At 68.5% G+C, this 24,669-nt stretch carries 23 protein-coding genes and 2 pseudogenes; 3 read left to right on the top strand and 22 right to left on the bottom strand.

The window, feature by feature from the left end; genetic code table 11:
- Positions 1-102: 102 nt before the first annotated feature.
- The 6 genes and pseudogenes from KF941_RS23270 to KF941_RS23255 all read right to left on the bottom strand — a co-directional run.
- Positions 103-768, bottom strand: a pseudogene (locus KF941_RS23270) (alpha/beta hydrolase); the annotation flags it as partial.
- A 20-nt stretch (positions 769-788) separates the two neighbouring features.
- Positions 789-1,238: pseudogene (locus tag KF941_RS28585) on the bottom strand (DUF6634 family protein); the annotation flags it as partial.
- A 38-nt stretch (positions 1,239-1,276) separates the two neighbouring features.
- Complete coding sequence (locus KF941_RS23265; protein ID WP_240540600.1) at positions 1,277-2,218, bottom strand: AAA family ATPase; 942 nt, start codon at positions 2,216-2,218, stop codon at positions 1,277-1,279.
- Between the two features lie 31 nt (positions 2,219-2,249).
- Positions 2,250-2,387 carry a hypothetical protein gene (locus KF941_RS28170; protein ID WP_240540599.1) on the bottom strand — a complete coding sequence of 46 codons (138 nt, stop codon included), beginning with the start codon at positions 2,385-2,387 and terminating at the stop codon, positions 2,250-2,252.
- 698 nt (positions 2,388-3,085) lie between these two features.
- Positions 3,086-3,223 carry a hypothetical protein gene (locus KF941_RS23260; RefSeq protein WP_157034095.1) on the bottom strand — a complete coding sequence of 46 codons (138 nt, stop codon included), beginning with the start codon at positions 3,221-3,223 and terminating at the stop codon, positions 3,086-3,088.
- A gap of 175 nt (positions 3,224-3,398) precedes the next feature.
- Complete coding sequence (locus tag KF941_RS23255) at positions 3,399-3,977, bottom strand: LuxR C-terminal-related transcriptional regulator (protein WP_214274691.1); 579 nt, start codon at positions 3,975-3,977, stop codon at positions 3,399-3,401.
- Positions 3,978-4,095: 118 nt separating this feature from the next.
- Between KF941_RS23255 and KF941_RS23250 the strand changes: the two genes are divergently transcribed.
- Positions 4,096-4,833, top strand: coding sequence for a CoA transferase subunit A (locus tag KF941_RS23250; RefSeq protein WP_036759458.1), 738 nt, complete (start codon positions 4,096-4,098; stop codon positions 4,831-4,833).
- On the top strand, positions 4,833-5,477 hold the full coding sequence (locus tag KF941_RS23245; protein ID WP_072464098.1) for a 3-oxoacid CoA-transferase subunit B: 645 nt from the start codon (positions 4,833-4,835) through the stop codon (positions 5,475-5,477). Before KF941_RS23250 ends, KF941_RS23245 begins: the two co-directional genes overlap by 1 nt.
- Before the next feature lie 188 nt (positions 5,478-5,665).
- On the opposite strand, the gene KF941_RS23240 is transcribed toward KF941_RS23245, so the two are convergent.
- The 4 genes from KF941_RS23240 to KF941_RS23225 form a co-directional block, all read right to left on the bottom strand.
- Entirely contained in the window at positions 5,666-6,007 is a 342-nt protein-coding gene (locus tag KF941_RS23240) for a zinc ribbon domain-containing protein YjdM (protein ID WP_072464099.1), read from the bottom strand.
- 107 nt (positions 6,008-6,114) lie between these two features.
- On the bottom strand, positions 6,115-6,753 hold the full coding sequence (locus tag KF941_RS23235) for a response regulator transcription factor (protein ID WP_072464100.1): 639 nt from the start codon (positions 6,751-6,753) through the stop codon (positions 6,115-6,117).
- A complete protein-coding gene (locus tag KF941_RS23230; protein ID WP_072464101.1) occupies positions 6,707-8,131 on the bottom strand; it encodes a HAMP domain-containing sensor histidine kinase in 1,425 nt (474 codons plus the stop codon). Before KF941_RS23230 ends, KF941_RS23235 begins: the two co-directional genes overlap by 47 nt.
- The gene (locus KF941_RS23225) at positions 8,131-8,658 is read right to left on the bottom strand and encodes a molybdopterin-dependent oxidoreductase (protein ID WP_214274690.1); all 528 of its coding nucleotides are present in this window, start codon (positions 8,656-8,658) and stop codon (positions 8,131-8,133) included. Before KF941_RS23225 ends, KF941_RS23230 begins: the two co-directional genes overlap by 1 nt.
- Before the next feature lie 520 nt (positions 8,659-9,178).
- Between KF941_RS23225 and KF941_RS23220 the strand changes: the two genes are divergently transcribed.
- Positions 9,179-10,834, top strand: coding sequence for a peptidoglycan-binding protein (locus KF941_RS23220; RefSeq protein ID WP_240540598.1), 1,656 nt, complete (start codon positions 9,179-9,181; stop codon positions 10,832-10,834).
- Between the two features lie 6 nt (positions 10,835-10,840).
- On the opposite strand, the gene KF941_RS23215 is transcribed toward KF941_RS23220, so the two are convergent.
- The 12 genes from KF941_RS23215 to KF941_RS23160 all read right to left on the bottom strand — a co-directional run bounded on the left by KF941_RS23215 (position 10,841) and on the right by KF941_RS23160 (position 24,634).
- Positions 10,841-12,097 carry a hypothetical protein gene (locus tag KF941_RS23215; RefSeq protein WP_214274689.1) on the bottom strand — a complete coding sequence of 419 codons (1,257 nt, stop codon included), beginning with the start codon at positions 12,095-12,097 and terminating at the stop codon, positions 10,841-10,843.
- Positions 12,094-13,632, bottom strand: a complete 1,539-nt coding sequence (locus tag KF941_RS23210; RefSeq protein ID WP_214274688.1) for a hypothetical protein — start codon at positions 13,630-13,632, stop codon at positions 12,094-12,096. The genes KF941_RS23215 and KF941_RS23210 overlap by 4 nt, the downstream gene beginning before the upstream one ends.
- 190 nt (positions 13,633-13,822) lie before the next feature.
- On the bottom strand, positions 13,823-14,032 hold the full coding sequence (locus KF941_RS23205; RefSeq protein ID WP_214274687.1) for a hypothetical protein: 210 nt from the start codon (positions 14,030-14,032) through the stop codon (positions 13,823-13,825).
- Positions 14,033-14,184: 152 nt separating this feature from the next.
- Positions 14,185-15,030 carry an ABC transporter permease subunit gene (locus tag KF941_RS23200; RefSeq protein ID WP_214274686.1) on the bottom strand — a complete coding sequence of 282 codons (846 nt, stop codon included), beginning with the start codon at positions 15,028-15,030 and terminating at the stop codon, positions 14,185-14,187.
- Positions 15,027-15,875 (bottom strand): ABC transporter permease subunit, encoded by an 849-nt coding sequence (locus KF941_RS23195; protein WP_072464106.1) that lies wholly within the window; start codon positions 15,873-15,875, stop codon positions 15,027-15,029. Before KF941_RS23195 ends, KF941_RS23200 begins: the two co-directional genes overlap by 4 nt.
- A gap of 12 nt (positions 15,876-15,887) precedes the next feature.
- On the bottom strand, positions 15,888-16,973 hold the full coding sequence (locus tag KF941_RS23190) for a betaine/proline/choline family ABC transporter ATP-binding protein (RefSeq protein WP_072464107.1): 1,086 nt from the start codon (positions 16,971-16,973) through the stop codon (positions 15,888-15,890).
- 75 nt (positions 16,974-17,048) lie between these two features.
- On the bottom strand, positions 17,049-17,900 hold the full coding sequence (locus KF941_RS23185) for a glycine betaine ABC transporter substrate-binding protein (RefSeq protein WP_072464108.1): 852 nt from the start codon (positions 17,898-17,900) through the stop codon (positions 17,049-17,051).
- A 303-nt stretch (positions 17,901-18,203) separates the two neighbouring features.
- On the bottom strand, positions 18,204-19,151 hold the full coding sequence (locus KF941_RS23180; protein ID WP_036760958.1) for a LysR substrate-binding domain-containing protein: 948 nt from the start codon (positions 19,149-19,151) through the stop codon (positions 18,204-18,206).
- A 29-nt stretch (positions 19,152-19,180) separates the two neighbouring features.
- Positions 19,181-20,527, bottom strand: coding sequence for an FAD-binding oxidoreductase (locus tag KF941_RS23175; RefSeq protein WP_140848996.1), 1,347 nt, complete (start codon positions 20,525-20,527; stop codon positions 19,181-19,183).
- Between the two features lies 1 nt (position 20,528).
- Positions 20,529-22,031, bottom strand: a complete 1,503-nt coding sequence (locus KF941_RS23170; protein WP_214274685.1) for an aldehyde dehydrogenase — start codon at positions 22,029-22,031, stop codon at positions 20,529-20,531.
- 1 nt (position 22,032) lies between these two features.
- Positions 22,033-22,950, bottom strand: coding sequence for a dihydrodipicolinate synthase family protein (locus KF941_RS23165; RefSeq protein WP_214274684.1), 918 nt, complete (start codon positions 22,948-22,950; stop codon positions 22,033-22,035).
- A 328-nt stretch (positions 22,951-23,278) separates the two neighbouring features.
- Positions 23,279-24,634, bottom strand: a complete 1,356-nt coding sequence (locus KF941_RS23160; RefSeq protein WP_214274683.1) for an esterase-like activity of phytase family protein — start codon at positions 24,632-24,634, stop codon at positions 23,279-23,281.
- Between the last annotated feature and the right edge of the window lie 35 nt (positions 24,635-24,669).

The raw sequence follows: 24,669 nt of genomic DNA, 5'->3' as shown, positions 1-24,669 counted from the left end.
AGGCATTCGCGCTGGGGCAGCGCAGAAGCGGCGGCGGGGCCGGTCGTATGCAGTCAATTCTGCGTGGTTCCCCGGCGCGGCGGAGGGCTGCGGAGCATGCTCTCAGTTCGTCCGGCACAGATCCAGCCAGCGGTGGATCGCGGCCAGCGCGTCGGGCTCATCGAGGAAGGGGACGTGGCCCCTGCCGGGCAATTCCGCACGGATGAGGTCCGGTCGGCGGGCCTGCATCTCGTCGGCGGTGGCACGGCTCAGCACGTCGGAGTTCTCGCCATGCAGCAGTGCCAGCGGAAGCCCCGCGCAGGCGTCGAACAGGTCCCATGCCTCGGGCAGCGGCGCCGACATGGCACGGTCGAATCCGATGCGCAAAGCCGGGTCATAAGGCAGGTCCAGCCCGTCCGGTGTCTGGACGTAGTGCCGGATCGTCTCTTCCTCCCAGCGCAGCGGCGGGACGTGGTCGAAGCCCGGATTGGCGGCGGGCATCCGGTCGACGGCCTCTTCCAGCGTGGCGACCGAGGGACGGACGCTCATGTAGGTGCCGATGCGAAGCAAGCCCTCGCGCTGAAGCACCGGGCCAACATCGTTGAAGCATATGCCGGCCACGCGCTTGGGCACCATCGCCGCCATGGCCATGGCCAGCAGCCCGCCGCGTGACGAGCCGATGACGGCGGCCCGCGCGATCCCCAGATGATCCAGCAGCGCCAGGGCGTCCCGCGCCTCCTGCGCCACCGTATAGGTTTCGGGATCGGCCCAATCCGAACCTCCGCGGCCGCGGCGCGTCCGGAGGCTGCACGGTCCGCCGCGTCGATCTTGCGAATGCGTGCGATATTCTCGGTCAGGATCTCATCCAGGGTCGCCATATCATCCAGGGTAATGAACCCGGGTATGGCGAACTTGATCGCCGCTGCGGTTGGATTCTTCAGACCAAGGTTTTTCGCAAGAACCGCGTCAATGACAGCGACGGGCTGTGCGAGCCGATACCAGCGCGACACCGTCCGGGCCCAACCGGCCCCGGGATTGATCGCGATCAGCTGCGAGGTGGTGATGCTTGAGTTGCCGAGAATGGGGTGGCCGACAACCTCGCTCCAGAGCATCACGTGCCCGAGCGGTGAAATCCACGGCTTCCAGTCCGACAGAACCGGCGCATGCGCGATGTCCGCTTCCGAGGGGCCGGCTTCGACAGCGGCGATGGCCTGCAGGGCCAGGTCGATCCAGGCGCGGTCTTCGGGCGAGAGTTTCAGGGCTGATCTCCTGTATGAGCAAGGATGGACGTGCCGGATCAGTGCCGAACAGGCCGCTGTTCCAGATCGGCGGCGCGCTGCAGCATGCGCGTGGCGACCCGCAGGCTGGGGTGATGCCGCTGCAGGGTGGGGTGGGCGAGGACCTCGCAGATCGCGTCGACGGCCGTCTCGGACAGCGCGCGCTTGACGCCCTCGCGCCGCACGAAGCCCTGTAGTTCGGCGAGGGTGAGAGGACGCAGCGGGATCGGCGGGCAACGGCTGAGCAAGGGTTCCGGCAACCGGCGGTGATCGTTCGAGGTCAACACCCATATCACCCAGCTCATGTCGAACTTCACCTGGTAATAGAGGCAACTCCAGCGCGTCGCGATCAGCGGCTCCAGCAACGGCAAAAGCGCCTCTGCCAACCCGAAGGCGTGGCCTTTCATCGAAACCGCAGTGCCGGCCTTTTCCACCTCGTCCACCACCACGACGGGGTTGGCGACGCGGCTTTGCAGCACCGTTTCTATCAGCCTGCCAGGGCAGGATCCGCCCCAACCGCGCTGAGATCCGACAACGCCGAAGCTGGCATTTTCTCCGATGGCTTCGATCACCGCGGTCGGCACCGAGAGCAGTTCGCCGAAGCGCCGCGCCCAGTGGCTTTTGCCGATGCCCGGCGGACCGTCGAGCAGAAGGGGCGGCACCCTCAGGCCCGGCCATCCCTCGCGCACTGAGCGCCGCGCAGCGTGCCAGACCACCTCGGTGGCCGGGGCCATCCAGGGCATGTCCTCGTGCAAGGCCGCCGCCAGTTCGTCAGCCCGATGTTCGCTTGGAATAGAGATCAGTCGCACCCCATTCTTCACCGCGTCCAACCGCGCTCGATCGTCCGACTTCAGGTGTTCGAGGCCGGTGGCGGCCTTGCGAAGCTCCAGGATTCGCTTGACCCGGCGCCGGATGCGGGCCGCGTCGTCGGCGCTGATCCCGATGATATCCATCAGATCCATGCCGGGGCTTTCGCTTGGCGCGTCGACATCGTCAGGTGGGGCCAGACGCTCCGGGGGGAATCCGTTTGCAGCGCAGCTTGCGCAGATGCCGCTTGAAGCGGTCCTCGAGTTCGAAGCGACCCTCGTTCGGGCTGAAGGTGCGGGTCTCGATGAAGGGGATGGTGGACATGGGGATACTCCAGTCATGAGGGGGCCGTCGACCAAGAAAGGTCGGTCGCGGCAGCAGGCTTGAGGGATGGCGATCAGGCGCTTGGGAAGATCAGGTCGGGCGGGGTTTTCGAACCGGCCCGGACCGAGAAATCGCGTGGCGCCCGCGAGATCTCAGCCTGGCGATCGGTCGTCTATACTCTGGCCAGAACCGATATAGGGCGATTCAGTCAAGCGGGCAGGGCGTGGCCGGCAGGCATGTATCAGGCGAACAGTTCGCGCGAAGTCCGAAAGCAGACCTTCCAGCATCTTCGGGTCGATGGATACATAGCCTGCGGCCTCGATCACGCGTATTTGGCGCGCGATGCCGCTCAGCTGTGAGGGAGCGAATGCGCGCTACTGAGCGAAGGAAAACCCCAAGCGGATCAGGCCCTGCAAGCTGCGGGCCCAGCCGTCAGGTCGGTCAATCACCAGTAGTCGCGGTGTCAACACAGGGCGGCGCCCGAGGCGGGGATGATCCATCAGCACACCCCAAAAGCGCAGGAAACCCTTGCATGAAAAGGCAGGGCTGCCAGGCCTCAAGGATGATCGCGTGTGCAAGATCGTTGGGGCAGGGCGTCTGCACAAAGCAAGGCATGAATGCGCCCCAAATGCGTTTCGGCGATCGACGCGTGTGCTGTTGTGGCCCGCGAATGGTCGTGTGGGGATGGCGGCAGCCGCTCAGCAGCCGGGGCGAGTGAATTCTCGGAACAGGACAGCATCTTCAGCGGACCTTTCAGCATAACCCGCTGTTCCGGAGACAAAAGGTTCTTTTTGGGCCGCCAGTTCAACGAGCTTCCAGAACATCGCGAGTTTCATCGGCTTTCACCCTAGGATTGAATTTAGCCGATAATCAAAATTATGTAAGTAAAATCAGCCTAAAACCCAACCGCACCACGGCCTCAGCGGCACAAATCCGCCGTTCCCCGGACGATCCACCTTCGCGATGGCGATATCCTGAGCCGCACCCGACGCAGGCCGCTGTCCATGCCGCTCAGCCTGCGCCGATGTCGAGCAGCCGCCGCACCAGTTCGAAACTGTTGCGCACCCCGATCTTGCGGATCATGTTGGCACGATGCACCTCGACCGTGCGCGGCGAACAGCCCAGCGATTTGGCGATCTCCTTGCTGGTGAAACCGTTGACCAGATAGCCGGCAATCCGCTTCTCGGTCGCGGTCAGCAGGCTGTCGGCACCGACCGCGGAATCCAGCGGCCGGTAGGTCCAGATCGCCAGGCGGTGCGGGTCGGCCTGGTCCATGGTCCGCCCGCGCCCCTCCATCCAGACGATCTGTCCGTCCTTGCGCCGCATGAAGCGTTCGTCGCGATAGAACGGCCGCTCGCGCAGCGCCTTGTGGGCGCGTTCGCCGACCAGGTCGAAATCGGTCTGGCCGGGGTAAAGGCAGCGCATGGATCGGCCCGCCAGCTCCTGCGGCGTCCAGCCGAAGACGGTTTCGACCATCAGGCTGGCGCGGACGATCACGCGCTCGGCCAGGACCAGGGTGGCATCGGGCGCGTTCTGGAAGCCGAGACTGTCGTAATCCCTGGCCGCGGGCTGGCGGACGGTTGGTTGCATGGAATACCTATTCGACTACGTATTCCTACGGATAGAGTATTCCTGCCGCATGCGACAAGCTCGGTCGTGGCGGAGGGGAAGGCCGGCCGTCGGAGATCAATCAAATCGAGGCGTGCGAATGACAGGATCGAACAAGCTTTATCCCAGCGCCGGGTCTGCGCTTGAGGGAGTGTTGCGGGACGGGATGTTGATTGCGGCCGGGGGTTTCGGGCTTTGCGGCATCCCCGAGCTCGCCATCGAGGCGATCCTGCGGGCGGGGACCAGGGACCTGACCATCGCCTCCAACAATTGCGGCGTCGACGGCTTCGGGCTGGGCAAGCTGCTCGACTCGCGCCAGATCCGCAAGATGATCTCCTCCTATGTCGGCGAGAACGCCGAGTTCATGCGGCAATACCTGTCGGGCGAGCTGGAGCTGGAGTTCAACCCGCAGGGCACCCTGGCCGAGCGCATGCGGGCGGGCGGCGCCGGCATCCCCGGCTTCTATACCCGGACCGGCGTCGGCACCGTGGTCGCCGAGGGCAAGGAACACAAGGATTTCGACGGCCAGACCTATATCCTGGAACGCGCCATCGTCGCCGACCTGTCGATCGTCAAGGGCTGGAAGGCGGACGAGACCGGCAACGTGATCTTCCGCAAGACCGCGCGCAACTTCAACGTGCCGGCGGCGAAATGCGGGCGCATCTGCGTCTGCGAGGTCGAGGAGATCGTGCCGACGGGCAGCCTCGATCCCGACGCCATCCACTTGCCGGGGATCTATGTCCACCGCCTGGTCCAGGGCAGCCACGAGAAGCGCATCGAGCAGCGCACGACTCGTTCGCGCGTCTTCGACACGACCCGCAGGAAGGAGACCGCGTGATGGCCGCCGAAATCAAGGGCTGGGATCGGAACCAGATGGCGGCGCGGGCCGCGCGGGAGCTGCAGGACGGCTGGTATGTGAACCTCGGGATCGGCATCCCGACGCTGGTGGCGAACCATATCCCCGAGGGGGTGCATGTGACGCTGCAGTCGGAAAACGGCATGCTGGGCATCGGCCCCTTCCCCTATGAGGGCGAGGAGGACCCGGACCTGATCAACGCCGGCAAGCAGACGGTGACGGAATTGCCGCAGACCGCCTATTTCGACAGCGCCGAGAGCTTCGCGATGATCCGCGGCGGCAAGATCGCCATGGCGATCCTGGGGGCGATGGAGGTGGCCGAGAACGGCGACCTGGCGAACTGGATGATCCCCGGCAAGCTGGTCAAGGGCATGGGCGGGGCGATGGACCTGGTGGCGGGCGTGGGCCGGGTGGTGGTGGTGATGGACCACACATCGAAGCACGGCGAGTCGAAGGTGCTGAAGTCCTGCACGCTGCCGCTGACCGGCCAGGGGGTGGTGGACCGGATCATCACCAACCTGGGGGTGCTGGACGTGGTCGAGGGGGGCTTGCGCATCGTCGAGCTGGCCGATGGCGTCAGCGAGGCCGATCTGCGCGCCGCGACCGAGGCGGCGATCGTCGGGTGACGCCCGCGACGGGAGGGGGCTGTCTGCCCCCTCTTGCGGCAAAGCCGCAATTCACCCCCGAGAGTATTTGCCGAACGGAGAAAGCCGGAACGGCACGCCTCGGGATGGAGAGAGGGCATGGGCGATCGCCCTGCCCTTTTTCGTTCCGCATGGCCGGCGGCAGCTGCGGTCCCGCGGCCCCAGGCGGGCTATTCCGAGACCTTCTTCACGAATTGCGATTTCAGGCCCATCTGCCCGATGCCCGGAATCCGGCAATCGATGTCGTGATCGCCCTCGACCAGGCGGATGCCGCGCACCTTGGTGCCGACCTTGACCACCGAGGACGATCCCTTGACCTTCAGATCCTTGATCACCGTCACCGTGTCGCCGTCCTTCAGGACGTTGCCGACGCTGTCGCGCACCTCGTCGGCGGGCTCGGATCCCGCATCCTGGGACCATTCATGCCCGCATTCGGGGCAGACAAGCAGGGCATCCACCTGATAGGCATAGGTGGAGGAACATTCGGGGCACGGCGGCAGGCTTTGGCTCATGGGCGCCACTCTAGCCCTGGGGCCTGCGCTTGGCCATCGCGAAAACTGCGCCATTCCGGGGCGTTCCGCCGCAGCCGGCGGGCCGAGGGCCCTTGCCTGCGCGGCGGCTAGACCTTGCTCGTGGTGCCGAGCCCCAGCGAGATCGCCACGCGGGCGGCATCGGCGCGGTTGTTGATGCCGAGCTTGCGGTAGAGCTCCTTGATATAATGGCTGACCGTATGCTCGGAAATCGCCAGCCGCAAGGCGATGGCCCCGGTCCGCTCGCCCTGCCCCAGCAAGGACAAGACCTGCTCCTCGCGCCGGGAAAGCCGCACGTCCAGCGGCTCGCCCGCGGGAACCATGCCTTCGCGAAGCCGCTGCGCGAAGGCCAAGGTGTTCTCGATCTTGAGATGCAGCAGGTCCAGGTCGATCGGCTTGGTCAGGTAATCGTCCGCCCCGGCCCGCAGCCCCGCCAGATGCGGTTCGCGATCCGACAGCGCGGTCAGGAAGATGAAGGCGGTCCTTTCCGCCAGCCTGCCCGAGGCGCGCAGATCGTTCAGCAGCTCGAAGCCGCTGCGGCCCGGCAGCATGACGTCGCACAGCACGATGTCGGGCCGGCTTCGGGACAGGATGGCCTCGGCCTCGTCGCCGTTGCGCGCGGTCAGAACCCTGTAGCCCCTGGACGCGAGTTCCTCCTGCAATTCCTCGAGGATGAACAGCTCATCCTCGACACAAAGAATGGTCGCCGGCCCGCGCTCCCGATTCATCGACGTGATCCCCCTTGGCAGGCACGGCGACAACGAACTCCGACCCCTCACCCAGGCGCGAGGTGAACGTGACCTCGCCGCCGTGCAGCGCGACAATATCACGAACCAGGCTCAGGCCAACCCCGACTCCGGGCAATCGGTGAACATTCGGTGCGCGATAGAACCGGTCGAAAACCGCGCCCTGCGCCGCCGGCGGGATGCCCGCGCCGCGATCCCTGACGCGGCAGAAGATCCGGTCGCCGGCGCGCCACGTATCCAGCCGGACCGGCGCCGGCGCTTCGGAATATTTCATCGCATTGGACAGCAGGTTCAGCACCACCTGCTCCAGCAGCACGGGATCGGCATCCGCCAGCAGCGGCATGTCCGACAGGGCGACCTCCAGCACCCTGTCCGGGTTGGCTTGCCGGGTCTGCTCGGCGGCGATCCGGGCGATCTCGTTGAAATCGACGAGGCGGCGAGAAAGCGCGATGTCCTTGCCCTCGACGCTGGCCGAGGCGAGAAAGCCGCTCAGCAACCGTTCAAGCCGTTCCGCCGCGTCCAGAATCCGGCTGAACTTGCGCCTGAGCGTTTCCGAAAGCGGCGTTTCCTCGCCGCGCAGCTGTCTTTGCGCGATCATGTGGATGATGGAAACCGGTGTGCGGAACTGGTGCGAGACGGTGACGATGAAGCTGCGATAGACCTCCTTGGCCCTGCGCTCGACCTCCAGCGCCTCCTGCAGCTCGGTCGTGCGGGCGGCGACCGTCCTTTCCAGTTCCGCGCGATGGGCTTGCAGTTCCGCCTGCGCGCGCATGGAGCGGCGCATGTTGCGCCACAAAAGGCCGGCCATGACCACCCCGGTCAGGAAGGCGCCGCCGACGGCCAGCAGCAGCAATTGCATGATCTGCAACAGGGCTTCGCGGCGGACGTGGCGGTCGATCCTTTCGTCCAGCGCGGTGATGTTGGTGATCTCGCGCAGGACCGAGGAAAGCACGGCGACGCGCGGCGTCAGCACCTCCAGATCGGTGGCGTCGAAATCCTCGGCCATGAAGGCCCCGTCCAGTTCTTCCAGCAGGCTCTTGGCCTGGAAAACCAGATCGTCCGCGCCGATCGCGCGCAGATAGTCGATCTGCGGCCGATCCGCCATCAGCGCGATGCGGCTGTAGAGGATCTCGAAGCGCAGCAGCACGTCCTCGACATCCCGGTCCAGGCTGACGCGGTAAAGGGTCAGCATCAGGTTCTGCGCCTCGCGATCAGCCTGGTTCGCGGCCCAGAGGTTGCGCTCGACGATCTCTTCGCGAAAGGCGCGGTCGATATTGACCAGCTGGAACAGGGAATAGACGAACAGCAGGACAAAGCTGGCAATCGTCAGGAGCGCGAAATGGGAACCGCGCAGGCGCATCAGAGGATGGTGATCTCGAACAGCTGCCAGATCCAGCGTTCGTCCATGACGGCAAGCTGCAGGTCCGGCCGCTGGTCGCGCGGATAGACCAGCCAGAGCGGTCCCTTGTCGCGCACCCGCATGGGCTTGCCGTTCATCTCGCGCGCCAGGACGGGCTCGTAATCCCAGGCATCGTCGGCCGGAAGCACGATGCCGTAATCGTTCAGCGCCTTCATCAGAAGCTTGCGCCCGGCCAGTTCCGACCGCGTCATTCCGCCGCTGGTCAGCACGTCGCGAAGGAAGGGGCCGCGGAACTGCTGCTTGCCGTCGGTCCAGGGGGTCTGCGTGATGAGCTGCTGCCAGGGCAGCGCAGCAATGTCCTCGGCCTCGAGCTGCCTTACCCTGCCCGAGGGTTCGGTGATCGTCAGCATCGCCCCGGCCGGGCGGGCGAAAAGCCGCGGGGCGGGCAGAACGGCCGCCAGGGCCGCCATTGATCCGAACAGGACAAGGTCTCTTCTGCTCAGGACGGTCTCCATCGCGCGACGCATCTGGTCCTCTCTCCGACAAGAAACAGCGGTGGGTAGGACATGCGCGAACCGGGGTATAGCTCGCGCATGCCGTTTCGTTACCTTCGGCCGAAGGGCCGATTACTCGCTACGATAAACCGCCTGTCCTCGGGACGTGAGAGGGGATTTCGCGACAATCGCGCGGCCCGATCGGACGCAGGTCATTCTGGCACTGGCGGCTGGGGGGCACCATTCCCCAAAACAGGGGAATGGCCGCGCCTCCCCTGCCCGTCCACGCTACGCCGTTGCGCTGGCGCCCCATCCGCGGGGTCCGCCCGCGCCCGGCGGATGCACCCATGGCATCCGGTCCCGCAATCCCCGGCGCCCGCTTCCGGTTCCTTCCCCCGGCCCGCCGCCGATCCGACGGCCTGCTTCGGCAAAGCCCTGCCGAAAGCGCCGGGCGCTCGCGCCCATGTGTCCGCGCCCGGCTTGCCGGCTTGGGGCGCCGCGGCTAACCGGGAACGATTCCGCTGCCCGGCGCTTATGGCCAGGAAGCATCGCGATGAAGGAGAAAGCCATGCGTCACCTGTCGCTCTTTCTGGCCGCCCTGCTTGCGGCGGGACCGGCCCTGGCCGAGAACCGCGGCGTGGTGATCGCCAATGCGCGCTACCAGAACGCGCCGGAACTGGCCGATGCCGATGCCGGCGCCGTCTCTGCCGCGATGAAGGCGGCCGGGTTCCGCACCGTGGCCGGGGCCGACCTGGTGGTCCAGGACGTGCGCCAGGCGCTGGCCGACCTGCTCCGGCCCGACGATTCCCCCGGCGCGCGCATCGTGCTGCTGAACGGCCGCTTCCTGCATGGCGGCAGCGACAGCTGGTATATGGGCACCGATGCCGACAAGCCCGACCTGGTCGGCGCCGGCTCGCAGGGCGTGCCGCTGTCCATGGTGCTGGACCTGATGAAGCAGGCGAAGCCGGGCGCGGTGCTGCTGCTCGGCTCGGACGAGGGGGAAATGGAACATGCGGCCGGGCTGGAGAACGGCATCGGCCCGCTGACCCCGCCCAAGGGGGTGACGGTGATCTCGGGGCCGCCCGCGGCGACCAGCGCGGCGGCGGCGGCGCTGCTCAAGCCCGGCACCTCGGTCGGCGATGTGGTCGGCGCAGACGACCGGCTGGCGATGGCCGAGGGCGGCGATGCGCAGCTGGTTCTGGTCGCGGCCGGCCCGGACGCCGATGCCCCGGCCGGGCCGCTGGACGCCGACCGCGACCTTTGGGCCAAGGCCGCGGCCGAGGATACGGCGGCAGCCTATCGCGGCTATCTCGACCGCTACCCCGGCGGGCTCTACTCGGCGGCGGCCAAGGCGCGGCTCGATGCGCTGGGGGCGGTGCAGTCGGACCGCGATCTGTGGGCCGATGCCGCGGCGGCCAATACCGTCGCCGCCTATCAGGACTACCTGGCCCGCTATCCGCAGGGCGAGTTTGCCCAGGCCGCGCAAAACAGGCTGGCCGAATTGCGCCCCGACCCGACGCCGGCCCCCGACCCGACCCCCGCCCCCGACCCGACCCCCGCCCCCGCGCCGGCCCCCGCCCCCGTGCAGCCCCGCGCCCCGGAAATCCAGCAGCCCCGCCAGGCCTCGCAGGCCGAGCTGACCGAGAACCGGCTGAACCTGTCGCGCGGCGACCGGGTGACGATCCAGCGCCGGCTGAACACGCTGGGCTATTCGACCGGCGGCGCGGACGGGATCTTCGGCTCGCGCTCGCGCGCGGCCATCCGGGGCTGGCAGCAGCGCAACGGCTATGCGGTGACGGGCTATCTGACCGGGCCGCAGGTGGATGCCATGCGGGCGCAGGCCAATGCCGCCGCCCCCAGCCGGGACGAACAGGACCACGCCTATTGGCAGCAGACCGGCGCCAGGGGAGGCGTGCGCAACCTGCGCGCCTATCTGGACCGTTACCCCAACGGCATCTATGCCCAGACCGCCCGGCAGCGGCTGGCCAATGCCGACCGGGACACCCCGCGCGGCGACCGCGAGGACCAGGCCTGGGCGCGGGCGCGGCAGGCCGATACCGTGCAATCCTATACGCAATACCTTCAGAACTTCCCGCGCGGCGAACATGCCGAGCAGGCCCGCCAGCGCCGCAACCGGCTGATCAACCAGGGCCAGATCGGCAACGGCGTCATCGGGCTCGACACGATCATCCGCGAACTGGTGAAGTGACCCCGCTCAGTTCAGCATCACCATGGCCAGGAAGGGGCCGGTGTCCATCAGCATGTCCGAAAAGCGGCGAAAGCTTTCCGGGCTGACCGGCGGCGCGTCCGAGAAGTAATCGGCCAGCGCCCAGCCCTGGATCACCCCGTCCACCGGCAGCGGCGCCGGGTCTTCCAGCCATGCCCCCAGGTCGATGCCCATCGGCCCGCGCCAGAACGGGATGCTGCGCTCGCCCGCCAGCAGCGCCTCGCCGTCGGCCAGCACCGCCTGCCAGGCGATGCCGGTGCCGGGCGGAAAGGCGATGCCGGTGGCCGAGACCTGGCGGTCGTTCGGGATCCATTCGCCGGCATCGTCGCTTTCCTGCCCGACCAGCGTCCAGAAGCGGCGGTTCTGGTCGATGGTCTGCTGCCAATGCGCGCGGGCGGCGCGGGTGCGCCCGGCATCGGGCTGGTTGCGCAGCATGTCGATGGCGACGGCCAGCGGGTCGATCAAATCGTCCAGCATCGGCGGCAGAACGGCCTCGCCCCCGGCCAGGCGGCTTTCGTCGATCCGGGCCCGCGTGGCAAAGACCTTGCGCAGGCTGGGCGTCGGGTCGAAGGCCAGCAGCAGCTCGCCCCCGCCCGAGACCAGATGCGTATAGGCCGCAAGCCAGGCCGCATCGGCGCGGTCGAAGCGGATCACCGGCAGCGCGGGCGGCGGGGCGGGTTCGCCCGTCTCCGGGTCAAGGCCCGGCATGCTGGACCAGACGATGCCGTCCAGCAGTTCCGCCGCGCCCTCGCCCATCCCGCGCCGGCCATCGGCGTCGAGGTCGAACCACAGATCGCCCAGCGAGATCGCCAGCCCGAAATCCTCGTCCGCCCCCAGCCCGTCCAGCGCGGCGCGGCTGCGTGCCATCGCCTCCAGCGTGGCCTGCGTCTGCTCGGCCAGCGCCTCGGGCGGCATCGGCTGCGGCGGCACGGTTTGCGGCAGCTCGGCGGCCGAGCCGAAGATCATGCCGCCAAAGGGCGCCACGCCATAGGTCACGCGCCAGCGCCAGGCCGCCTCGACCGCGCCCAGGAACTCCAGCCCGGCGATGGCGAAACGCTCGTCGGGCGCCGGGGCGGGCAGCGCATGCAGCCGCTCCAGCGTGGCGGCGATGCCGTTCTGCGCGATTTCCCGCGACAGCGGCGACAGCGGCGACGGCTCGACGGGCTGCGGCGCCTGCGCCTGCGCCTGCGCCGGCGCGGCAGGCGCGGCAAGGGCAAGCGCCAGGGAAAGGGTCAGCCGCCTCATGGCCGGCCCTCCGCCAGGCGCTGCGCCAGTTTGCGCCGCGTCCAATCCTCCAGCGCCAGCTCCTCCGCCCGGTCGCGGGCGCGCAGCCAGATCGGATCGGCCCCGAAGCGGGCCTCCAGCCGCGCCATCAGCGCCTGCGCCGGGCCGTCGCCCGCCGCCGCGGCCAGCGCGGCCAGCCGCCAGGCCAGCACATAGCTGCGCATCACCCCCTCGCCCCGCTCATGCGCCAGCGCTGTGTCGCGCAGCGCCAGGGTCGAGGCGAAGCTGCCCTCGGGCGGTGCGGTTTCGGCCGCCTCCTGCGTCGCCAGCAGATCGGCGGTGGCAAGCCCGGCCTCGATCCGCTCCAGCATCGCGGCGCCGCCCGTCACCCCCTGCGCCGCCGCCCGCAGCGCATGGTCATAGGCAAGCGCGGGATCGGTGCCGGCGGTCAGCCGCGCCAGGGCCAGCGCCACCTCGGCATCCTCCCGCATGGGGGTCAGCAGCTCGACGGCGCGGCGGCTGTTTTGCGGCACCCCCCTGCCCTCGGCCAGCGCCAGGCCCAGGGCGCGGTTGTCCTGATGCGTCGCGGGATCGGCGATCAGCGCCACCGGCGGCGTGGGCAACCCGTTCGAAAACTGCGGCCGGAACAGCGCCGCCGCATCCTCGGGCCCGGCCCATAGCGTGGTGTCGAAGGCCACCGGCTCGGCCGGGCGGACCTCGGCGGTGACAAGGCCCGGCTCGGCCATGAAGGCCCGCAACGCCCGCACCAGCCCCTGCTGCGACTGGTGCAGGGCGCTGCCCGGCTCGGCGGTCAGCAGCGCCTGCAAGGCCTCGGGACTGCTGGCCTCGGGCGGCAAAAGCGGCTTCAGCCTTTCCCAGATGCCCAGGTTTTCCGCCGACAGATGCGCCGCGCGCAACGTGCCGCGCAGGCCGATCTGCGGCGTCTCCTCGGTGACGGCGCCGGTCTCGTCGGGCTGGCTCGCCGCCGTGATCTTTTCGAAGAAATCCGGCGAGAACAAGGAAACATAATCGAAATCCGCGCCCGCCTCGATCCGGGCGATGCCGGGGCTGATGGCCTGGATGTCGGCGCTCAGCGCACCGCTGCCCGAGGCCTGGCGCAGATCGACCGACAGCGCGGCCAGGGGAATGCTGGCCCCGCCCGTCACCACGCCGATCATCGCCGCATTGGCGCCGAAGCAGTTGTTGGCGATCGACAGGTCGGCCGCGTCCAGGCGCAGCCGCGATTCCGCCTGGTTCCAGAGGCTGAGGCCCGAGACCTGCAGCCGCCCCAGCGCAACCCGGCAGTTCTTGTGCCGGCCCAGCCCGGCGACATGCAGGTCGCGCAGCACCAGCCCACCGCGTTGCGCGTCGATCTCCAGCCCGTCATAGCGGATGTCGGCCACCATCCGGGCATAGGAAATCGCGCCGCGCACCAGCCCCGCCGCGATATTGGCGGGGGAAAACACGCTGGTCGGCGCGGGCTCGGCATGGGCGGTGCCGGCCAGGGCCAGCGAAAGGGCGGCGCCGGCGGCAAGGCGTCGGGCAAGCGGGCGCATGGTCTTTCTCCTCTTGCTGCTTCGGCAAGAAGGGAAAGCATCGGCGCGAAACTTGCAAGCCGCTTCGGCGCCGGCGCGGGCCTAATCGGCCGGCACCTGCCAGGCGCCGCCGCCTGGTCGTCGGCATGGCAGTAAAGCGACTTGCCGCCATAGGCCCATTGCAGCGCGCCGTCGCTGCGCTCGACCACGGTCAGCCCTTGCCCTTTTCCTCGTCGCTGCTGCCCAGATAGGACGGGCAGATCCTGGCGCAATCCCCGCAGCAGGCGGATTTTCCCTCGGCATCCGGGTCGAAGGCGTAAGGCGTCATGCCGCCGTCGCCCGTAACCACGGCCTGGGCCTGCGCTGCACCAAGGGGCAGCAAAGCACGCCCCGCCGCCATGCAGATGGATACCATCCTCATGATCGACACCCCGAAGCATCTCGCATCGGACTGCATTCCGTCGGGCTGCGGCCGGTCAGGCCCGTGGCGCGCCTGCTCCCCCGCGGGGCGCAGGCGAGCCGGCCGCGGACATGACAGGCGCGTCCCCGGCCGGCGTCGACGGGTTGGCGCGGTCAGCCGGGACGCCGACCGCCGCGTTCGATCGCGCCGCGGGAGAGGCGATCCATGAGCAGCGCCACGGCGACGATGGCGAGGCCGGCGCGCAGGCCCAGGCCCATCTCCATCCGCGTCAGGCCGCGCGTCACCTCGGCGCCCAGGCCCCCGGCGCCGACCAGCCCGGCCAGGACCACCATCGCCAGCGACAGCAGGATGCACTGGTTCAGCCCCACCAGAAGCGTGGGCCGGGCCGCGGGCAGCTCGATCTTCCACAGGATGGTGCCGGGTTTCGCGCCGATGGCCTGGCCCAGTTCCTTGAGATCCCTGGGCACGCCGCGGAAGGCCAGCGTCGTCAGCCGCAGCATCGGCGGCACGCCGTAGACGATGGTGGCGATGATCGCCGGAACCCGGCCCAGGCTGAAGATCATCACTGCCGGGATCAGGTAGACCCAGGGCGGAACCGTCTGCATGATGTCGAGGACCGGGCGCAGCCCCGCCTCGAGCCGCGGCCGGCGCGCGGCCAGGATGCCCAGCGGAAAGGCGATGGCGACCGAGATCGTCACCGCCACCGCCACCAGCGCGATGGTCTGCATCGAGCCGGTCCACAGCCCGCTGAGCCAGCAAAAGCCCAGGCAGCAGCCGGCCAGGATCGCCGCGCGCAGGTGGATGGCCAGCAGCGCCGCCAGCACCGCAAGCCCGATCACCCCAAGGGGCGGCAGCGCCAGCAGCGCGCCCTCGATCGTGCCCAGGACCGCCTCGATCACCCTGGTGATCAGGGCGAAGAACGGATGGAAATTGGCGTTCAGCCAGTCGATCGCCGGCGCCAGGAAGGCTCCGGGGGAAAATTCGCTCGGCAGGGTCATGTCCGCGCTCCGTTGCGGGGCCGGGCCGCGCCCTGGGTCAGGCGGTCCAGCATCATGGTCAGGATGACGATGGCGATCGAGGCGTCGATCGAGGTGGCGATGTCCAGCGTGCGGATGGCGCCGTAGATCGTCTCGCCCAGCCCGCCCGAGCCGACGATGCCGGCGATCACCACCATGCCGAAGGCCATCATCAGGCTCTGGTTGATCCCGGCCATGATCGAGGGCACGGCAAAGGGCAGCCGGATCTTCCAGAACATCTGCAGGGGCGTGACGCCGGTCGCCTGGCCCAGCTCGATGAACTCGCGCGGGGTCTGGCGGATGCCGAGCGCGGTCAGCCGGATCGCCGGCGGCATGGCCACGATCACCGTCGCCACCAGCGCCGTCGCCGGCCCGTAGCCCAGAAGCGCGATCGCCGGCAGCAGGTAGATATAGGGCGGCAGGGTCTGGATCAGGTCCAGCACCGGCACCAGCGCCCGGTCGAGCCGCGGCATCAGCCCGGCCAGCACCCCCAGGGGTAGGCTGATCGCCAGCGCGATGATGCTGGCGGCGACGACCAGCGCCAGCGTGCTCATCGTCTCGGGCCACAGCCCCATGGCGGCGCAGGCCAGCAGCGCCAGCGCGACGCCCAGGCCGAAGCCGCGCCCGACGACGCGCCAGCCCAGAAGCCCCGCAAGCAGCGCGACGACGTAGAAGGGCGGCAGCTCCAGCAGCCACAGCGCCCCGTCATAAAGCCCCTCCAGCACCAGGCGGAAGAAGTCGAACAGGAAGGCGGCGTGATCGCCAAGCCAGAACAGCGCGTTGTCGACGGTTTCGTCGAAGCCGGCGATCAGGGCGGACATCTCCATCACCCCGCCTCCTCAGGCCGCCGCGGCGGGCGCGGCGGCGGCATCGCCGCGCACGCCCGACAGCAGGTTGCGGATGGTGACGATGCCGACCACCGCATCGCCCTCGACGATGGCCACGGCGTCGCGGTCCGAGCCGGCGATGGTGGCGATCAGCGTGTCGATGTCGGCCTCGGGCGGGCAGCACGGCAGGCCCTCGGGCGCGCCCGCCCATTCGCCGGGCGGGATCATCACCGAATGCGCCTTGACCAGGTGCAGACGCGAGATGCCGGCGACGAAATCGGCGACATATTGGTCGGCCGGGTTCATCACGATCTCCTCGGCGGTGCCGGTCTGGATGATGACGCCGTCCTTCATGATGGCGATGCGGTCGCCGATGCGGATCGCCTCGTCGAGGTCGTGGGTGATGAACACCGCCGACTTGCCCAGATCCTTGGTCAGCTGGCGGAACTCGTCCTGCAACTGGCGCCGGATCAGCGGGTCGAGCGCCGAAAACGGCTCGTCCATCAGGATGATCTCGGGGTCCGAGGTCAGCGCACGCGCCAGACCCACCCGCTGCTGCATGCCGCCCGAAAGCTCGGACGGGTAGCGCGCGGTCCAGTCCGCCAGCCCCACCTTGGCCAGCGCGGCCTGGGCGGCGCGGTTGCGCTCGTCCTTGCCCACGCCCTGCACCTCGAGCCCGAAGGCCGCGTTTTCCAGCACCGTGCGCTGCGGCAGCAGGGCCACCGACTGGAACACCATGCCGATATGGCGCGCCCGCATCCGGCGCAGCGCCGCCGCGTCCAGGGTGGCGATGTCCTGGCCCTTGACCATGACCTGGCCCAGGCTCGGCTCGATCAGCCGGTTCAAGAGCCGGATCAGCGTCGACTTGCCCGAGCCCGAAAGCCCCATGATGCAGAAGATCTCGCCGCGCCGCACCTGCAAGGTGGCGTCCGAGACGCCGACGACGCAATTGTATTGCTGCAGGATTTCCTTTTTCGTCAGCCCGCGTTCCGTGATCGCCCGGATCGCCTCGGCATTGCGCTCGCCGAAGACCTTCCACACCGACCGGCAGTCGATCAGAACCTCGGCCGTGTCCGCGTCCGTATTCGCCTTTTCCATCTTTTCCTGTCGCGCCTTCCTGCTGGGTTTGCGGTCATGCCGGGCGGCCCCGAGCCGGGCCGCCCGCTGCGGCGGTCAGTAGGACTTGATGTTCGACCAGCGGCCGATCAGGTCGGCATTGGCCGCGGTCCAGTCGGCGATGGCCTGGTCCATGCTCTGGCCGTCGCTGACCGCGCCGTTGATCGCGGTGATCACGGCAAGCGGGACGTAGACGCTGGCGATGATCTCGCGCGCCTCGGGGTTTGCCTCGGAAAAGCCCTTCTGGCCGATCCAGTAATAGCCCTGCGGCGGCGGGAAGACGCCCTTGGGGTCGGCCAGGAACTTCACGTCGAACTTCTGCATCATCCAGGACGGCTCCCACAGGGTGACGGCGATCCATTCCTGCCGGTCGATGGCCGATTTCAGCGCCGCGGTCATCGCCGCGGTGCTGCCCTCGACCAGTTGCAGCTGCAGCCCGTATTCCGACACCGCATCGGCCGCGTCGCGCATCAGCCCCGAGCCGGGCTCGATGCCGACGATCTTGCCGCCGAACTTCTCGGCATTCTCGTTCAGCTGCTCGACCGAGTCGATGGTGACGTAGTTCGGCACCGCGATCGCCTGGTAGAGCCCGTGCGAGACCGGCGAGATCTTCTCGAGCCGGCTCTTGTTGCGCTGCCAGTAGTCCTGGGCGACGTAATCGGTCTGCGAGGCCAGGATCTGCACGTCGCCCTTGGCCAGCGCCGCATAGGCGATGCCCCATTCCGAGAACTCGGTCACCTCGACGGTATAGCCCTTGTCCTCCAGCACCTTCTTGGTGATGCCGGTGATCGGGGTCAGGTCCTCCCAGGACAGCGTCCCCATCTTGACCACCTTGTCCTGCGCCACAACCGGCGACGCAAGCCCAAGCGCCAGGGCGCCGGCAAGGACGGCTTTGAAAAGTCTGCGCATGCGTGTTCCTCCATGGATCTGTTGGTCCGCAGCCCCCGCCACCGGGCAAGAGCCGTCATTCGCCGCGCAAGCCTGTCGCGGCGGGATTTGTCCGGCCCCCGTTGCAAGGGACCGTTAAGGCGGCAATTTCCGGGGGGTTGTCGGCCGGGATGCTCCAAAGCGTCCCCCACGCCCGGAATAGACGAATTTATCCATTACCGCCGGCCTTCGGGCAAACGAGATTTTCCTGTAGCGAGGCATTAGAAAATCTGCGGCAACGGCCGGGGCGGCATCAGCCCCGCTGCAGGTCCGGCGCTGCGACCGTCAGTCCCGCCCCTGCGCCCGCAGCGCCGCCAGCACATGATCCACGAAGGCCGCGACCCCGGCCCGCTTGAGCGATTTCTTCCTGCAGTTGAGGAAATTGCCGCGGCCCGCGGTGATCGGCGCGGGATGGGCAAAGACCAGCCGGCCTTCGGCGATGGGGCCGCGAACCATGTGGTGCCAGCCCAGCATCACCCCTTCGCCGGCCAGGGTGGCGTTCATCAGCAGGCTGACCTTGTTCGTGGACAGGCTCGAGGGCGCCTTGGACCATTCGGCGCCCTGGGCGCGGAACCATTCCGCCCAGCCCAGCGGCTGCCAGCCGATCGCATCCGCGCTCCAATGCCGGTCATGCAGGTGCAGAAGGTTCACCCGGTTCAGATCCTCGGCCGCCGCGAAGGGGCCATGCTCGGCCAGGAAGGCCGGCGTGCAGACCGGCTGGGCGATCTCCTGGAACAGGAAATGCAGCTCTTCGCCGACCTCGCAGCGCTCGTTGCCGCACAGGATGGCGATGTCCACCCCGGAGTAGTTGCGCAGGGTGTCGTCGGCGTCCGAGGCCAGCACGACGAAGCCCACCTCGGGGTGGCTGCGCCGGAAGCTGTCGATCAGCGGCTTGAGCCAATAGGCCGCCATCGCGTCCGTGGCCGAGATGGTCACGGTCTGCGGCCCCTCGTCCCCCGCCAGCACCGAAACCGCGGCGCTGATGGTGTCGAGCCCCGCCGTCACCGCCTGGAACAGGCCCGCCCCTTCGGGCGTCAGTTCCAGCGCATTGTGCTTGCGGATGAACAGGGCCACCTCCAGGGCGCGCTCCAGCAGGCGGATCTGCTGGCTGACGGCGCCCTGGGTCACGTTCAGCTCCTTCGCCGCCAGGGTAAAGCTCAGGTGCTTGGCCGCGATCTCGAAGGTCGCGAAGGCCCCAAGTGACGGCAGGTAGCGGCGCTTGATCGGCGGCATGGCAGTGACGCTTTCCCTTGGACAGGGCGTCATTCTAGCCGGGACTGCCATTCTTTCCAGCGCATATAAGCATTGGCGCCGATGGTGTCGAAAGGATGCGGCGGCAGGCGCGAGGGCTCGGCCTCGGCGGTGAAGAAGGCGGTGATCGTGCTCGACTGGCCGCACAGCATCTCGGCCGCGCCGATCCCGGTCAGCGTGCTGCGGGTGGTGCCCAGCCCGTTGTCCACGCAGGCGGCGAACAGGCCCGGCTCCAGCTCGCGCATGACCGAGACGCCGTTCCTGGACAGGCACAGATGCCCCGACCAGCAATATTCGAAGCGCAGCCCCTTCAGCATCGGGAAACGCGCGTCGAATTTCCGCCGCATATGCTCCACCAGCCGCGACAGGTCGCCGGCGCTGGTCTGCATGTTCGGCCGGTAATAGCCGCCCTGCCGGATCACGATGCGGTTGCCGCCCTGGGCCGGGCCGATCCGGCGCACGGTGGTCCCCATCGGGTCGGCCGGCGTCGCGCCCCAGCATTCATGGCCGCCAAGCGCGCGCAGGGCCTCGGGCGACAGCTCCTCGGTCATGCAGGCGTTCAGCATGATGTGCATCAGCCGCCCGCGCTTGAAGCCGAAGCTTTCCAGATGGCCGTTGTTGGCCATGACCACCCTTTGCGCCTGGACCGAGCCCTGCGCCGTCTCCAGCCGCCAGCCCTGCGCATTGCTTTCGATCCGGGTGACGGGCGAATCCTCGTGGATGCGCACGCCCGCCCGTTCCAGCCCGGCGGCAAACCCGCGCACATAGCCGGCCGGCTGGATCATCGCCGTGCCGGGGGTGTAAAGCCCGCCCTGGTAATAGCCGGTGCCGGTGATCTCGCGCATGGCCTGGGCGTCCAGCATCTCATGCGCCTCGCCCAGGTCGCGCAGGTGCCTGGCATAGCTTTCATTCGCCGCCAGGCCGGGGGCCGAGGCGGCGGCGTTGATCTTGCCCGCGCGCTGGAACCAGCCCTCGGGGATGGCGTATTCCGCCACCGCCTGCGCCGCGAAGTCGATGGCATGGCGGTTCAGCGCGGTCAGCTGCCGGTCGTGGCTGTCGCCCGAACCGGCATAATCGCTGGAGGTCAGCTCATGCGGCAGGTCGATCATGAACCCCGAGTTGCGCCCGGTGCCGCCCTCGGCGATCCGCGATGCCTCGAGGATCACCACGTCCAGCGACGGGTCGATCTGGTGCAGCCGCCGCGCGGCCGAAAGCCCCGCGAAGCCGCCACCGACGATCGCCACGTCGCAGCCCGCCTGCCCTTCCAGCCGCGCGCGGGGCGCGGCGGGGGGCAGGATCGCATTCCACCCGGCGGGGCCGTTCAGGACCGGGGTGCGAATCGCCCGATGGCTGCCCATGTCAATCCAGGCTCGCGTCTTGCTGGTTGAGGTCGATCCAGATTGTCTTGAGCTGGGTGTACTGGTCGTGGGCGTGGACGCTGTTGTCGCGGCCGCCGAAGCCCGATTGCTTGTAGCCGCCGAAGGGGGTGGTGACGTCGCCCTCGCCGAAGCTGTTCACCGTCACCGTGCCCGCCCGCAAGGCCCGCGCCCCGCGCAACGCCCGCTTGCCATTGGCCGAGAAGATCGAGGCCGCAAGCCCGTAGTCGGTGTCGTTGGCGACCGCGATCGCCTCCTCGAAACTGTCCACCACGATCACCGTCAGGATCGGGCCGAAGATCTCCTCCACCGCCAGCCGGGAATCGCGCGCGGTCTCCACGATGGTCGGCTCGATGAAGCCGGGGCTGACGACATTGCCGCCGACCAGCACGGTTTCCGATTTCGCCGCATCCAGATAGCTGCTGACCTTGTCGAAATGCGCCTTCGAGACAAGCGGGCCGACGCGGTTCGCCGGATCCAGCGGATCGCCCACCAGCCAGCCGGCCGCCTCGGCCCGGACCTTCTCCAGCAGCCGGTCCCTGATGCCGCGCTGCACGATCAGGCGGCTGGCGGCCGAGCAGTTCTGGCCCATGTTCCAGAACGCGCCGTTCACCACATGCGCCGCCACCGCGTCCAGATCCTCGGCATCGTCCAGCACGATGCAGGGGTTCTTGCCGCCCAGCTCCAGCACCACCTCCTTGAGGTTGCTGTCGGCCGAATAGTTCAGGAACCGCCGACCCGTCGCGGTCGAGCCGGTGAAGCTGACCATGTCCACGTCCGCGTGCCGGCCCAAGGGCTCGCCCACCTCGCGGCCCGAGCCGGTGACGATGTTCAAAACCCCCGCCGGCAGCCCGGCCTCGGCCGCCAGTTCCGCCACCCGCAGCGCGGTCAGCGTGGTCTCGCCCGCGGGCTTCATCACCACCGAGCAGCCGGCGGCCAGCGCCGGGCCGATCTTCCAGGCCAGCATCAGCAGCGGGAAGTTCCAGGGCAGCACCAGCCCGACCACGCCCACGGGTTCCCGCACCACCATGGCGATATGGTTGTCCGAGGCGGGCGAGACCTGGTCGTAGATCTTGTCGATCAGTTCCGCGTGCCATTTGATGACATGGATGGTCTCCGGCACGTCGACGGTTTCGCAGTCGAAGATGGTCTTGCCGGCATCCAGGCTTTCCAGCACCGCCAGTTCGCGGGCGTGTTCCTGCATCAGCGCGGCCAGGCGCAACAGCACCTCCTTGCGCTCGCCGGGATGCAGGCGCGACCAGCGCCCGTCCTCGAAGGCGGCGCGGGCGGCGGCCACGGCCAGGTCCACGTCCTGCGCGTCGCAGGCGGCGATCTCGGCCAGCGCCTCGCCCGTCGCCGGGTTGGTGGTGGCGAAGGTCCTGCCCGACAGCGCCGGGCGGAAGGCGCCGTCGATGAAGGCCTGCGTCGGGAAAGACAGCCCGGCGGCGATGGCCCTGTAATCCTCGGTGCTCAGCAGATCGGTCATCTCACTTCCCCTCGACAATGGCCTGGACGGCGGTCTTCAGCGTGGCGATCACGCCTTCCAGCTCGGCCTTTTCGCCGTCGTTCAGCCCCTGCAGCGGCGGGCGCATCGGCCCGGCGCGCAGGCCGGTGGTCTCGACCCCGTGCTTGACGCATTGGATGAACTTGCCGCCCTGTTCCAGCACCGCCATCAGCGGCATCATCGCCGTCATGATGCGCCGGCCCTGGGCGAAATCGCCGCGCACGGCGCAGGCTTCGTAAAGCGCCACATGCTCCTCGGGCAGGAAGTTCGAGCCGGCGCAGATCCAGCTGCGCGCCCCCCAGGCGAAGAATTCCAGCGCCTGGTCGTCCATGCCGCAGCTCAGCTGGATCTGCGGATAGTCGCAGGCCAGCGTGTGGATGCGGTTCACGTCGCCCGAGCTTTCCTTGATGCCGATGACGTTCGGCGACTGGCCGACGATATCCAGGAACGCGCGCCCCATGCTGACGCCCATGCGGCCGGGGTAGTTGTAGAGGATCACCGGCAGGCCGGCGGCCCGGTCGATTGCCAGCGCGTTGGCGGCGTTCTCGGCCTCGGTCGGCACCGAATAGGGCGGCGTGCCGAGCAGGATCGCATCGGCGCCCATCTCGCGCGCGCCCTGGGCCAGCGCGATGGAATCGGGGGTGCGCATGGCGCCGGTGCCGACGATGACCGGCAGCCGGCCGTCGGCGCGCTCGGTGATGAAGCGGGCCAGCTCCAGCCGCTCCTCGACCGTCTCGGCATAGTTCTCGCCGGTCGAGCCGCCCGAGATCAACCCGTGCACCCCCGCAGCCACCAACCGCTCGACCAGATCGCCCAAAGCGTCGAAATCAATCGAGCCATCCCCCTGGAACGGCGTGATCACAGGCGTGTAAATGCCTTCAAGAACCAGGCGGGGTGTCATGTCGCGGCCTCCTCTGCGCGGGCTTTTGTCCACCTAGTGGTAGGGCAGCCGGCCGTCCCGCCGCAAAGGAGAATGTTCAGGCGTGAGGCATTAGAAAAACTACGTCATCCGCCACCCCCGCGGCGCTATCGGATTCCCGCTATCGACAGATAAGGAGCGCCGCGGCCAAGAGGCCGATAAGGTAACAGCCGAATGCATGGCCATGATCCCTGCCCGCCCGTTCAGGATCGGCGGCCGGCATCCCGGCACGCGATCGCCCGGTCCTGCTGCGCCGAACGGCTGCAAGGCTTCCCGGCGTGAACCTGTCCAAGCCGCCGGCGCGGCGCGGCTATTTCGCCGCCAGCAGTTCCGGCACCGACAGCAGGATGAATTCGTTGTCCGCCGCCGCGCCGATCCGCCGCCCGCCCGAGAAGGGCAGGTTGTTGTCGTTGGCCAGCATGATGTGGTCGGCATCGACCCGCGCCACGTCCTCGATGGTGAAGAAGGGGAAGGTGAACTTCCCCTCCTCGGCCGCAAGGCCCGGCAGCGCCTTGCCGTCCGGGTCGGCGATGTCCAGCAGGTCGACATGGCCGATGCGGCGCAGATAGCCCTCGGCATCCTGGCTGGCGGTATCGACCAGCACCACCCGCTTGACCCGCGCGGGCAGCGGATAGCAGGCCGACAGGTCCGCCGCGCCCTCGGGGCAGGCGCGGGCGGCGTCGCCTTCGCCATTGTCGCGCTCGATCACCAGGGCGCGGGTCTCGTCGATGAAGTTGAAGTCGCCGATCGCCGTCGCGCCCTCGGACAGCCTGAAGCGATGGCTGTCGCCGGTCCAGTCGGCCTTGCCGGTGTCGAAGGTCATCACCCGCAGGAAATCGCCCTCGGGCTGGCCGTCGTCGCCCAGCAGCGGCTTTTCCAGCATCGCCCAAAGCAGGCCGGTGCCCGGTTGCAGCGCCATGCCCTCGTAGCCGCCCGAGCGCTGGACGCGGAAATCCTTGCCGGGCTGGGCGGGCACGGCGACGCCGGGCGTGTCGGGGCCGGCCAGCGCCTTGCCCTCCAGCAGGGTCCGGTGGACGGACAGCACCCGCCCGTCCATGGCCACGCGCAGGATCGAGGGACCGAACTCGTCGCCGATCCAGATCTCGCCGTCCAGATACTGGATGCTTTCGGGGTCGAAATCGGCGCCGGTCAGATAGCGGCCCTCGGTCGTCTCGTTGGCGATGCGGAAGGGCACCTTGCGGTCGGGGTCGCGCAGGAACACGGTCTCCAGCCGCTCGACCGTGCCGGCGGCGAAATCGGGCGCGATGCGGTGAAAGAACAGCATGGCGTCGGGGCTGTTGGCCTTGGTGCCGAAGCCGTTGTCGGTCAGGGAAAACCAGCTGCCGTCCGGGGCCCGGTTCATGGCGAAACCCGACATGCCCTGCACCGGCTGGCCCAGGAAGGGCAGCGCGATGCCGGTCTTGTGGCTGCCATAGGTCGGGCCGGTATCGCCCTCGACCGACATCGGCGCGTCGTTGCGCGCCGCGCCGGTAAAGCGGCCCGACAGCCACAGCTCGCGCGGGGCATCCGCCGGCGGCGGCACCATGGTCAGGGCGGGCAGGACCGCATGGCCCGCCAGCCGGGCCGGAAAGATCTCTTCGGCCAGGGCGGCGGGGGCAAGGGGGGCGGCGATGGTGCAGGCAAGCAGGGCAAGGCCAAGGCGCATGGTTCGAAATCCTTTGTCGTCGCGATGTGGTGGCT

The organism is Paracoccus sp. pheM1, from assembly GCF_018499825.1.
Lineage (GTDB): Bacteria > Pseudomonadota > Alphaproteobacteria > Rhodobacterales > Rhodobacteraceae > Paracoccus > Paracoccus versutus.
The sequence above is the reverse complement of the archived record's forward strand: the minus strand, read 5'-3'. Positions and strand labels throughout refer to the sequence as shown.